We start from the raw sequence: 13,027 nt of genomic DNA, 5'->3' as shown, positions 1-13,027 counted from the left end.
ATTTCACATAACGGAGAGGACAGAAATATCCTGAAGAAGTGGAACGTTCGCCTTTATCCCCGGATTTTCCCCTTTAGAATAGGGAATCAAAAAAATCTGGGGATAACAGCGATCGGAAGGATGTGCTGTCATCGGAGTGCCACCACTACAGAATCGGAGACAGCAGACGGGAAATCGCTTCTTTGAAGCGGATAATGAGACTACGTTTTTGGTATTCATCGAGCGTCATTTCTCGCGATACATGCAGGTCGTGTTCAAAGGTTTGTACAAGTGCTGTCGCAATCGCTTCATCGTACATAAAAGCATTAACCTCAAAGTTCAACCGGAAACTGCGGTAGTCAATATTGGCGGTTCCCACGGATGCAACCAAACTGTCAATGATAAGTGTTTTGGCATGAATGAAGCCATTATCATATATAAATACTTTGGCGCCCACCTTCAGCAACTCACCGATATAAGATAACGTAGCCCAATATACAAAGGCATGGTCTGGTTTATTTGGAATCATGATGCGAACATCTATACCGGACAGACACGCGAGACGAATAGCTTCGAATACACTGGCATCCGGGATAAAATAAGGCGTTTGAATCAGAATCGATTGTTTGGCCCCATTAATCATCTTGAGATAACTGTTCTTAATATGTTCGGTCTCTGCATCCGGTCCACTGGAGACAATCTGCATGGCAATCTTTCCTGTACCCTCGATATGAGGGAAATGCGCCGGAACATAAGGTGTGTCGTGTTGTTTGGATGCTTCATTCCAATCCAGAAGGAAACGGGTCTGCAGAGCATGAACGGCATTCCCCTGAATACGCAGATGTGTGTCACGCCAGTAACCGAATTTCGAGTTCAAGCCAAGATACTCATCTCCAACGTTAAATCCGCCCGTGTACCCCAAGTTACCATCGATGATGACAATTTTACGGTGGTTCCGGTAGTTCATGCGCAAGTTGATCAGACTGAATTTGGAGGGGAAAAAGACTTCAACCAAACCGCCTGCTTCGCGCAATTCTTTGAAAAAGCGTTTCGAAACCCGCCGTGATCCGAGCGCGTCATACAGTAATCGGACTTTGATGCCTTCACGCGCTTTGCGGATCAGTGCATCACGAATTCTTTTGCCCAGACGGTCGCCTCTATAAATGTAGTATTGTACGTGCACGTGATCCTGAGCCGCTTCGATGTCATCCAAGAGCCGTTGGAACTTATCTGTTCCGTCCGTAATGATCTCAACCGCATTATCTTCCGTCACCAGAGCTCCGTTCTGCTTCAGGTTCATATAGATCATGTCCTGGCTAGTCTCGGTTGCTTGGTTGCGGAAAGGGGTGCGATTATCGTGCAACTGCGTGAGCTGGGCTTCAATACGTTCCTCTAGCCCGAGCTTCTTACGTTCCTTCCACTGGAAAAGCCGGTATCGGGTCAGATTCTGACCAGTTAAAAGATAAAGTACAAACCCAAACACCGGAATAAAGTTCAAGACGAGCAGCCAAGCCCAGGAAGCGCTGGCATCCTTCCGTTCGAAGAAAACGACTGCTGCCGCAAAAATAATATTCAGGCCCAGGAGTACAATAAGTAAAATGGATTCGATATGCACTATAGTCCCCCACGTCTCATAATGACCATCATGAATCTATTCATATGTCCTTGATTAGCAGGTTAGTTATGAATGAGACCCTGATTGTAATGTTTCCTACTAATACGTATTTTAACAGATGTATACCTATTCGTCCCGGATGAGAAAAAAAGATATGTTCGGATTGGATGGAAATCCATGTGAAATTGATGATAGAGTGTTGTATTTATATAACCAGAGTCGTATAATAATACACAAATATGCATATAAGCGACGGAATTGCTGTGTTCAAGTATCCTTCAGGCAAGGACATAGCACAAGTAGCGCATACATCGAGATTGGGGGAGCGAGAGTGAATAACAAATTAAAAGTAGCAATCGTCGGTTCCACCGGCTACGGCGGGGTGGAGCTGATTCGTTTTTTCCAGAACCATCCGCTGGTTGAAATCACATCGGTGATCTCATCATCGAGCAGTGGTGAGTCCATCGCAGATGGATTTCCGCATTTGACGGGCGTGATTCACAGGCCACTCGACGGTGTAGATCCGGCTGAAATTGCGAGTCGTGCGGATCTGGTATTCACAGCGACCCCGTCCGGCGTAAGTGCTAAACTCGTACCAAGCCTGCTGGCTGCAGGACTTAAGGTGATTGACCTATCTGGCGATTTCAGACTTAAGGATGGAACGGTGTATGAAGAGTGGTACAAACATCCGGCTCCTCCAGCTGCTTTGCTGGAACAAGCGGTATACGGCATGGCTGAGGTGTATGGCGAAGAAGTGAAGGGACAGAATTTTATTTCCAACCCGGGCTGTTATCCAACGGCTACACTTCTTGGACTGATCCCTGCTGTAGAGGCAGGCTGGATTGATCCTTCTACTATTATAATTGATGCCAAATCAGGCGTATCCGGAGCGGGGCGCGGAACAAGTCTGACAAACCATTATGCAGAGATGAATGAGAATTTCAAAGCCTATAAACTGAATAAACATCAACATATTCCCGAGATCGAACAAGTGCTTGGCAGTATAACGGGAACGCCAGTTACGGTTACCTTCACAACACATCTGGTGCCAATGACACGTGGAATCATGAGTACGATGTATGCCAGCCTCGTGGGGGAACACAGTGACCGGGAGATCGTAGATTTGTACCGTAAATATTATGAGAACAGACCTTTCGTACGTGTACGTGAACCGGGCATCTGGCCTTCTACCAAGGAAGTGTACGGATCCAACTATTGTGATATCGGATTTGCGGTGGATCCTCGCACAGGGCGTTTAACGATTATTTCGGTCATCGACAACCTGGTGAAGGGTGCTTCCGGGCAAGCGATTCAAAATATGAACCTGATGATGGGATGGGAGGAGAACCTCGGGCTGAACATGACACCGGTATATCCATAAGGGATTGGAATTCAGGAGGAGCACTGGAACATTCGGTGTAGAGTGCTTTCTCGGAGTCAACTTAGGGAGAACGGATCAGGTTAAGCAGGCGGATCATCAGCATATAGCTGAACGCATACGGGGGATATGATATGGGAACGAATGTGGAGCAACAGACTTTTACCGTGGTTGAGAACGGAACAATTGTAACCCCTGGGGGGTTCACTGCTGGTGGACTTCACTGCGGATTAAAAAAGACATCACGCAATGACATCGGAGCGATCCGATGTGATGTACCAGCTACAGCTGCTGCTGTATACACAACGAACGTGTTTCAAGCTGCACCACTTAAAGTGACGCGCGAAAGCTTGAGCAATGGACGCCTGCAAGCAGTTATCGTCAACAGTGGTAATGCTAATGCATGTACAGGGCAACAAGGGGAAGAAGATGCTTATGCGATGCGTTCGGCTGCTGCGCGTGAGTTGGGTGTGGCGGAAGAGGACGTGGCTGTGGCATCCACAGGTGTCATTGGGGAATTGCTCAAGATGGATGCTGTACATTCAGGCATCAAGGCGCTTCCGGAACAACTGGGCAAGGAGTTGAATGAGGCGGAACAATTTTCACAAGCGATTCTGACAACGGATTTGGTGAAAAAGGAAGCCTGCGTCTCCGTTCTGGTTAACGGCAAGACGGTTACGATCGCGGGAGCCGCCAAAGGCTCGGGTATGATTCATCCGAATATGGCGACGATGCTCGCTTTCATGACCTCTGACGCGGTCATTGGTGCAGAAGCGTTGCAGCGCTTGCTGCGCCAGGCAACCAATCATACATTTAACATGATTACCGTTGATGGGGATACAAGTACAAACGACATGCTGGTAGCTATGTCCAGTGGTTATGCAGGCAATGAAGAGCTGACCACAGAGCATCCAGATTGGGACGCTTTTGCAGCCGGCTTCACCTATGTTTGCCAAGTGCTAGCCAAAGCCATTGCTCGCGATGGTGAAGGAGCAACCAAACTGGTTGAGGTAGAAGTTACAGGTGCGGTAAGTGATGAATCCGCGCAAGCAATCGCGAAAACTGTCATCGGTTCGAGTCTTGTGAAATCAGCCATGTTTGGCGCAGATGCCAACTGGGGACGGATTATTGCAGCCGTAGGGCGTGCAGGACAGCCGGTGAACCCGGATACGGTAGATATCCGTTTGGGAGATATCTCGGTACTTGCGCAGTCCCGCCCAGTCGTATTCGACGAAGAAGTGGCACTGGCGTATTTGCAGACTGATACAGTTCGCATTGTGGTGGATCTGCACCACGGCGAAGGAACAGCAACAGCCTGGGGCTGCGACCTGACGTATGACTACGTCCGAATTAACGCAGCATACCGCACGTAATAAGTCTTTGGGATAAAGGTTTTGCGAAACAGCTGTCTTCTATTGTGAAGCTGTTTCGTGAGATGATTCAAAAATTATCAATAAAATTTAAACTTGTTGTTTGGTATTGAACATATAGCGATAGTAATGGAGAAGACGGAATTGATTCTGCAGAAGCGGAGCGGTCGCCTTAGTCTCCGGGTATTCCCCTATATAGGGATAATTCAAGAAACCTGGAGACAACAGCGATCGAAAGAACAATCCGAATTCGGAATGGACTCCTACCAGCCTTCGTCACCTTATAAAAGTGTTATATTTTTTTGAATGTAATTTTTACTATGGAAGGAGCTTGCCCTCATGAATTCAACAATGCCAAACAAGAGTACCGCAACGGAAGCGAGCACAGAGAAACAGATGTTTGTCATGAAATGTGGAGGCAGCACGCTGGCAGCATTGCCTGAGTCTTTCTTTGCGGATCTGCGTGATTTGCAGTCTCAGGACACGCAGCCGGTAATCGTGCATGGTGGAGGTCCTGCGATCTCAGATAAACTTGCGAAGCTTGGTATCGAAACCGAATTCGTTAATGGCCTGCGCAAAACGACTGAACCTGTGCTGGACGTAGTGGAGATGGTGCTTGCGGGCAGTATCAACAAACAGATCGTGCGTTTGATTCAACGTGTGGGCGGCCGTGCACTAGGCTTGTCTGGCGTGGACGGGGGTCTGATTCAGGCTAAACCTGTTACAAACCACGCAGAGATCGGTTGGGTAGGCGATGTCACTGGTGTGAACGCAGAGATTATCCAAGGCATCGTGAACATGGGTTACATGCCGGTTATTGCACCAGTTGGCGTAGATGCAACTGGACAACGCTACAACATTAACGCAGATACAGCGGCAGGTGCAGTGGCGTCTCATCTCGGCGTAAGTCGGATGATTGTCGTGACTGACGTTCCTGGCATCATGAAGAACGTAGGCGGCGAGAAAAAAGTACTGCCATCCGTATCTGTACAAGAGATTGAGGACATGATCCAGACCGGAGAAATCTATGGCGGCATGATTCCCAAAGTGCGTGCAGCAATTGCATGTATTCATGGCCAAGTACGTGAGGTCGTCATCGTAGACGGCAGCGAACCTCAAATCCTGAGCCGAGTGCTCAGCGGAGAAATCATCGGAACAAGAATCATCCGTATGCAATAAGGTTCATTTGGGTTCTTATACAAGATAAAAAATATGTGCACGGCTTTTTTATATAAGAAATCTAATATTACACTCACAATAACGTAGGGTGCAGAACCAATCTGAAGAATAAAAATGCATAACGGAGAGGACAGAAATAACCTGAAGAAGCGGAGCGTGCGCCTTTATCACAGGATTTTCCCCATTGAAGGGGAATAAAAAAAATCCAGGGATAACAGCGATCGGAAGGTTGTTCTGTCATCGAAGTGGAGTATGCATACGTTCGGAAGATGGTTCCGCAATCGGAGTGGTCTAGTGTAAATCAGGTTTCTTATATAATTGCTCGTGTACCAACCAATAAGGAGTGATATGGTCATGGCAAAAGGCAACGAACAGCCAGGTTCTGGCACAGCGGTAGCGGGCGCAACAGCAACAGGTGCAGCGGCACAGACGGAAAGCTCGCTTTTCCAAACGTATGCACGTTATCCAATCAGTCTGGTCAAAGGTAAAGGCAGCTGGTTGTGGGATGACCAGGGAAATCGATATCTCGATTTCATGTGCGGACTCGCTGTAACTAGCCTGGGCCATGCACCGGAGAAAGTCGGAGCCAAGCTGAAAGCTCAGATTGATGAGCTGTGGCATGTATCCAACCTGTTCCAGATTCCGGGCCAGGAGAAAGCAGCAGCATTGTTGACAGCCAATACATGCGCTGACGCGGTGTTTTTCTGTAACAGTGGCGCTGAAGCGAACGAAGCGGCTATCAAAGTTGCACGTCGTTATCACCAGAAGGTGAAAGGCACAGATCGCTATGAAGTGATCACCTTTGCCCAGTCCTTCCATGGACGGACACTCGCTACACTGACAGCAACCGGACAGGATAAGGTGAAAGAAGGATTTTTACCATTGCCAGCCGGATTTGTAACCGTACCTTTGCATGATATCCCTGCGCTTGAAGCGGCAATTGGACCCAACACAGCAGCTATTATGCTGGAAATGGTTCAGGCCGAGGGTGGTGTATATCCGGTTGAGCCGGAATTCGTCAAACATGTACGGAAATTGTGTGACGAGCATGGATTGTTGCTCATTGTTGATGAAGTTCAAACGGGAATGGGACGTACGGGTAAACTGTTTGCACACGAACATTATGGCATTGAGCCAGACGTGTTCACCGTTGCCAAAGGTATCGGCAGTGGTTTCCCTGTAGGCGCAATGCTGGGTAAAGGTTTCCTGCGGGATGCGTTCACGCCAGGTAGCCATGCGACAACATTTGGCGGAACACCACTTGCTTCATCCGTTGTAATTGCAACAATCGAAACGATGCTGGAAGATCGCTTGCCAGAGCGTGCAGCGGAGATGGGTGAATACCTGATGAGCTCCCTGCGGAATCGTTTGGCAGGCAATTCCTTTGTGAAGGAAGTTCGTGGCTTGGGATTGTTAGTCGGTATTGAATGTGCTGAGCCGGTAGGTGATATAGTGCTTGCTGGGCAAAAACGCGGGATTTTGTTCGTCTCTGCAGGACCAAATGTGATTCGTTTGCTTCCGAACCTGTATGTGAGCAAAGAAGAGATCGACGAGGCAGTATCGCTGGTAGCCACATTGATCGAAGAGCACGTAGCGGCGAAAGCCTAACATAAAAATGAGAACCTTTCTGTCTCGGGGCCATTACCGGCCTCGAAGCAGAATGAGATGATGAATCCCTGTAGCCGCGCGGTGAAATTGCAGAAGGCGGGAATGAATAAATCCGAGAAGCATCCAGACAAAGTGTTAACGGTGCTCTCTTCTGCCCGTGCGGGTGCAGGGAACCGGAAATAAGGAGGACATTATACATGACAGCACAACAGACGGAAAAGATTCAGAAGATTGATCTGAGAGGCCGGGATTTTATCGAATTCACGGACTACACAGCTGAGGAGATTCGTTATCTGCTTGATCTCGCAATTGAGATTAAAGGCAAGCAAAAAAGCGGTGTACCTTTTCAACCGTTGAAAGGCAAAACGATCGGACTTATTTTTGAAAAGTCATCCACACGTACGCGTGTATCCTTTGAAGTGGGCATGTTCCAATTGGGTGGACATGCGCTCTTCCTGAGCAAAAATGATATCCAGCTGGGTCGCGGGGAAACAACACATGATACAGCCAAAGTATTGTCCCGCTACCTGGACGGCATCATGATCCGTACCTTTGGACACCATAATGTAACTGAACTGGCAGAGCATGCCGATGTTCCGGTCATTAATGGCCTGAGCGATGCAGCGCATCCTTGCCAGGTACTGGCAGACTTCCAAACGGTACTGGAGCACAAAGGCAAGCTGGCAGGTCTGAAAATGGCCTACATCGGAGATGGCAACAACATGGCGCACTCCCTGATGCTGGGTGCAGCGAAGATGGGTATGCATGTTGCTGTAGCAACGCCAGAAGGCTATGAGCCGGATAGCGCGGTTGTGGAGCAGGCACGTATTATCGCACAGGAGAGCGGTTCTGAAGTGACTGTAACGTACAGTGCACAGGAAGCTGCGAAAAATGCAGATATCGTGTATACGGATGTATGGGCGAGCATGGGCTTTGAGGAAGAGCAGAAGATTCGTGAGCAGGCATTTGCGGCATATCAAGTGGACGAGGAACTGATGAAAGGCGCGAAGCCGGACTACATGTTCTTGCATTGTCTGCCAGCACACCGCGGCGAAGAAGTGAGTGCCGGTGTAATTGACGGACCGAACTCCCTGATCTTTGATCAGGCGGAGAATCGCTTGCATGCACAGAAAGCATTAATGGCTGCTTTAATGAGCGAATAGCTGCTATTTCATTGAATGGGTTGATTTTAGGCGCAGATTTCGCGATGATAGATAAAAGTTTATAGCAACTGATCTTGGGGAGGACCATCGAACATGGCTAAGGAAAAAATTGTACTCGCATATTCAGGCGGGTTGGACACATCTGTAATTTTGAAATGGTTAAAAGAAACATATGATGCAGAGATTATCGCTTTCACAGCGGATATTGGACAAAAGGATGAATTGGACGGTTTGGAGGAAAAAGCACTGGCAACAGGCGCTTCCAAAGTATACATCGACGATCTACGCGATGAATTCGCAAAAGATTTCATCTATCCAATGTTCCAAGCTGGTGCCCTTTATGAAGGGCAATACCTGCTCGGTACAAGTATCGCTCGTCCACTGATCGCTAAACGCATGGTGGATATCGCTCGTGCAGAAGGTGCTACAGCCATCGCTCACGGCGCTACAGGTAAAGGAAATGACCAAGTTCGTTTTGAGCTGAACGCGGCTGCACTGACACCAGACATTAACGTAATTGCACCTTGGCGTCTGGAAGAATTCCGTAACCAGTTCCCGGGACGTGCCGAGATGATCGCGTACGCTGAAAAACATGGCATTCCGGTAACCGCATCTGCGGCTAAACCATACTCCACAGACCGTAACTTGCTGCATATCAGCTATGAGAGCGGTGTGCTCGAAGATCCTTGGTTCGATCCAAGCGCGGACGAGAACAAAGACATGTTCCTGCTGAGCAGTGCACCTGAAGATGCACCAGATCAAGCGGAATATGTTGAACTGGAATTCGAACAAGGTGACTGTGTTGCACTGAACGGTGAGCGCCTGAGCCCGCTGCAAGTGATGGAGCAACTGAACGAGCTGGGTGGCAAACATGGTATTGGCCGTGTAGATATGGTTGAGAACCGTTTTGTTGGTATGAAGAGCCGTGGCGTATACGAAACACCAGGTGGAACAATCCTGTTCACCGCACATCGCAAAATGGAGTCCATCACGATGGACCGTGAAGTGATGAACCTGCGTGATAGCCTGATCACACGTTATAGCACACTGGTATACAACGGTTTCTGGTTCGCACCAGAGCGTCTTGCATTGCAAGCGCTGGTGACTGAAAGCCAAAAAAATGTAACAGGTACGGTTCGTGTGAAACTGTACAAAGGTAACATTATCGGCGCAGGCGTGAAAAGCCCTGTCAGCCTCTACAATCCGGACATCGCTACAATGGAAGCTGATCCAACGCAAGCCTACGATCAAGGTGATGCAACAGGCTTTATCCGCCTGAATGCACTGCGTTTGAAAGTAAACTCCGGCGTGGAGCAAAACAAAAACTAATTTCAACCTGCATCTATAGAGCAGCTATATCAATATAAATGACAAGGCAGGCCGTTCTTGCACATCTGGCAGGAGCGGCTTTGTCCATGAGCGAAAGGGGAGTACTCACCGTGAGCAAGCTGTGGGGAGGACGTTTTACAAAACAAACCAATCATTTGGTTGAGGAATATACGGCATCGATCAATTTTGACAAGGCTTTGGCTGAGGAAGATATTCAGGGCAGTCTGGCCCATGTGACAATGCTGGGCAAATGCGGTATTCTTCCGGCGGAAGATGTAGAGACGATCAAAGAAGGATTGATCACCGTTCTGCACAAAATCCGTGCGGGCGAAGTGGAATTCTCCGTATCGGACGAAGACATCCACATGAATATTGAGAAAAACCTGATCGAGACGATTGGTCCTGTAGGCGGGAAATTACATACAGGCCGTAGCCGGAACGATCAAGTTGCAACAGATATGCACTTATACCTGCGTGAGCGCGTGGTTGGATTTGTAGGCATGCTGCATTCCTTGCAGGAAGCACTGATTGGACAAGCGAAAGATAACCTCGATACCATTGTACCGGGTTATACGCATCTTCAACGGGCACAGCCAATTCTGTTCGCACATCACCTGATGGCATATGTCTCCATGTTCCAACGGGATGCGGAGCGTCTGATGGACAGCTACAAACGTATTAACATCCTGCCACTGGGCGCAGGTGCACTCGCGGGCACAACTTTCCCGATTGACCGTCATTTTGTGGCGGAACAACTGGGCTTCGATGGCGTGTACGAGAACAGTCTGGACGCAGTAAGCGACCGTGACTTCATCGTTGAGTTCCTGGCGGCAGCTTCGCTGATCATGACTCACTTGTCCCGTCTGAGTGAAGAGCTGGTACTATGGAGCAGCACGGAGTTTGGATTCGTTGAACTGGACGATGCGTTCTGCACAGGCAGCAGCATCATGCCACAGAAGAAAAATCCGGACGTTCCTGAACTCGTTCGTGGTAAAACAGGACGTGTGTACGGCAACCTGATCGGCTTGCTGACAGTACTGAAATCTCTTCCACTGGCATACAACAAAGACATGCAGGAAGACAAAGAAGGCATGTTTGATACTGTAGCGACGCTGGAAGGTGCGCTTCAACTGTTTGCTCCAATGATCGCGACGATGACAGTGAACAAGGATCGGATGCGTCAAGCGGTCAACCAGGATTTCTCCAATGCTACGGATATTGCCGACTTCCTCGTAGGCGAAGGCTTGCCTTTCCGTCAGGCGCATGAAGTGATTGGTAAAACGGTGCTGTACTGCATCCAGAACAGCAAGTATTTGCTGGATCTGACGATTGATGAATTCCGTCAGTTCTCACCACTGTTTGATGACCGGATCTATGATGTACTGCAACCGGAAGCGGTTGTGAACGCTCGTAATGTTTACGGCGGGACAGCTTCGGGTCAAGTTGCTGAAGCGATTGGACGCAGTGAGAAGGTACTGGAGATCACCGAGCAATGGATTACGAACCGCGGTTAATACCACCGCTACTATAAGGTACCCTTACAGATACAACAGTACAACAAAGAAGCAGGCCAGAGAACTTTGTTCTCAGCGGCCTGCTTCTTTGTGTTTTACAGCAATGTGCTCTAGATACATTCTACTCAACCGCGAACGGATGTTAGGTTGTTCTACTATCGGAGTACCAGTTTAGTTACTCGCGGTAGCTCCATTGCAATTCTCCACTAATCGCGCTTTTGTAAAGGCAACCATTTCAATACATCCTGAATCTTGGCATCCCAGTAGCCCCACTCATGTTCACCAGGCCCTTCCTCGTACGTCAGTTCGAAGTTCGTCTGTTCACAGGCTTGACGGAAGGTTTGATTATCCTCATACAGGAAATCTTCCGTTCCGCAGCACTGATAGAGCAGGGGCTGTGGCCCTTGGCTGGCTTGACTCTCTTTAAGTAGATGGATCAGATCGTTCTCTGTACCTGCGACCTCGGGTCCGAAAATCCGCTGTAACTCCGTCTGTTGTAATGCTGAGGATGCATTTCTATCCATATGTGCAGACATATCGAGTGCTCCAGACAAACTGGCAGCAGCCGCATATTGATCTGGTTTACGAAGGGCCAGCTTGAAAGCCCCATAGCCACCCATGGATAATCCGGCAACGAAATTGTCCTTCCGTTGATCTGACAGCGGGAAGAAAGAACGAGCAAGTGCCGGCAGTTCTTCACTGATAAAGCTCCAGTAACGTCCGCCTTCTACCATATCTGTATAGAAGCTGCGGTGTACCTGTGGCATAACAACGGCGATCCCGAGGTTGGCCACATAACGTTCGATGGAAGTCCGGCGCAGCCAGATGGAATCATCATCAGACAGACCGTGCAGCAGGTACAGAGTTGGGTGCAGCCCTTTGCCAGTCACATTCTCCATACCGATCTGATTGTGGGTTTGTTGCGGCAGAATGACATGCATGCTGGTGCTAAGCCCGAGTGTATCCGAGTAAAAATCACATTTAATAAGTGCCATGAGTATAAGAAACCCCTTTCATAAGTTCGTTAACCACGTGTTCTGACATGAGACGATGGGATGGAAGTCGGATGCCTAAGCCTCCAAAGTGTTTATATGTAACAGGTTATACGCATTACTCTCCCATTGCAATAACAAGATCTACAGTAGAAAACAAAGAATTTCACACCAGTGGTTAAAGTGGAAATCTGTAATCTGATCATCGATCTTTAACACACTTTACAACGTAACAATGTTATGTTACGCTCGTTTCAATAAAAAGGGGGACCATATATGACGGATGATTTGATCTCCAAGAAAGAATTGTTGGACCTGACAGGAATCTCATACGGTCAGTTATACCGCTGGAAGCGGAAAAATCTCATTCCGGAAGAATGGTTCATTCGGAAGTCTTCCTACACCGGACAAGAAACCTTTTTTCCCAAACAACAGATTTTACTGCGCATTGACAAGATTCTCAATATGAAAGACGGATTATCGCTGGATGAGCTGGCAGACGTGTTCTCACCTACGTTGGGTGAAGTGGAGATGTCTGCAGAGCAACTATTAGAGCGAAACATTGTTTCACAAATATCCCTGGATCTATTGAAAGAAGCAGGTCGAGAGCAATCGCTGTATGCTTTGGAGCAGATTATGATGCTCTACGTCCTTGATAAGCTGTTAATGAGCGGAGATATTACTCGGCAAGAGGGTGCTTTGCTGATCGAAGTGATGTCCGAACATTATTACCGTTTTACAGGCAAACCCAGCGAACTCGTGCTTATTCGTAAGATGGGTGTTCCTTCATTCATGCTGGTAACAGCAGGAACGGAGTTTTATTTTGACAATGGTGTGAAAGTGGTTCTTAGACAGCCGATGGGAACATTTATGGAAGAATTAAAACTCAAATTGGGATAA

Annotated in this window: 10 protein-coding genes; 8 read left to right on the top strand and 2 right to left on the bottom strand. The window is 48.2% G+C overall.

Annotated features, from left to right (window positions below):
• Positions 1-145: 145 nt before the first annotated feature.
• Complete coding sequence (cls, locus tag NST33_RS28075) at positions 146-1,594, bottom strand: cardiolipin synthase (RefSeq protein ID WP_047840656.1); 1,449 nt, start codon at positions 1,592-1,594, stop codon at positions 146-148.
• Positions 1,595-1,925: 331 nt separating this feature from the next.
• Between cls and argC the strand changes: the two genes are divergently transcribed.
• The 7 genes from argC (at position 1,926) to argH (ending at position 11,135) form a co-directional block, all read left to right on the top strand.
• A complete protein-coding gene (argC, locus tag NST33_RS28070; RefSeq protein ID WP_339305866.1) occupies positions 1,926-2,975 on the top strand; it encodes an N-acetyl-gamma-glutamyl-phosphate reductase in 1,050 nt (349 codons plus the stop codon).
• 131 nt (positions 2,976-3,106) lie between these two features.
• Positions 3,107-4,345 (top strand): bifunctional glutamate N-acetyltransferase/amino-acid acetyltransferase ArgJ, encoded by a 1,239-nt coding sequence (argJ, locus tag NST33_RS28065; protein ID WP_339305865.1) that lies wholly within the window; start codon positions 3,107-3,109, stop codon positions 4,343-4,345.
• Between the two features lie 336 nt (positions 4,346-4,681).
• Complete coding sequence (gene argB / locus NST33_RS28060; RefSeq protein ID WP_221824002.1) at positions 4,682-5,521, top strand: acetylglutamate kinase; 840 nt, start codon at positions 4,682-4,684, stop codon at positions 5,519-5,521.
• Between the two features lie 354 nt (positions 5,522-5,875).
• Positions 5,876-7,129 (top strand): aspartate aminotransferase family protein, encoded by a 1,254-nt coding sequence (locus NST33_RS28055; protein ID WP_169479733.1) that lies wholly within the window; start codon positions 5,876-5,878, stop codon positions 7,127-7,129.
• 197 nt (positions 7,130-7,326) lie between these two features.
• Positions 7,327-8,292: an ornithine carbamoyltransferase gene (gene argF / locus NST33_RS28050; RefSeq protein ID WP_221824004.1), complete on the top strand. Its 966-nt coding sequence runs from the start codon at positions 7,327-7,329 to the stop codon at positions 8,290-8,292.
• A gap of 93 nt (positions 8,293-8,385) precedes the next feature.
• On the top strand, positions 8,386-9,621 hold the full coding sequence (locus tag NST33_RS28045) for an argininosuccinate synthase (RefSeq protein ID WP_017692004.1): 1,236 nt from the start codon (positions 8,386-8,388) through the stop codon (positions 9,619-9,621).
• A gap of 110 nt (positions 9,622-9,731) precedes the next feature.
• Positions 9,732-11,135, top strand: coding sequence for an argininosuccinate lyase (gene argH, locus NST33_RS28040; RefSeq protein ID WP_036612430.1), 1,404 nt, complete (start codon positions 9,732-9,734; stop codon positions 11,133-11,135).
• Between the two features lie 206 nt (positions 11,136-11,341).
• On the opposite strand, the gene NST33_RS28035 is transcribed toward argH, so the two are convergent.
• Entirely contained in the window at positions 11,342-12,130 is a 789-nt protein-coding gene (locus tag NST33_RS28035) for an alpha/beta hydrolase family protein (protein WP_221824006.1), read from the bottom strand.
• A 273-nt stretch (positions 12,131-12,403) separates the two neighbouring features.
• On the opposite strand from NST33_RS28035, the gene NST33_RS28030 reads away from it, so the two are divergent.
• Positions 12,404-13,027 carry a YhbD family protein gene (locus NST33_RS28030; RefSeq protein WP_074096600.1) on the top strand — a complete coding sequence of 208 codons (624 nt, stop codon included), beginning with the start codon at positions 12,404-12,406 and terminating at the stop codon, positions 13,025-13,027.

The organism is Paenibacillus sp. FSL L8-0435 (genome assembly GCF_037965655.1).
Lineage (GTDB): Bacteria > Bacillota > Bacilli > Paenibacillales > Paenibacillaceae > Paenibacillus.
The sequence above is the reverse complement of the archived record's forward strand: the minus strand, read 5'-3'. Positions and strand labels throughout refer to the sequence as shown.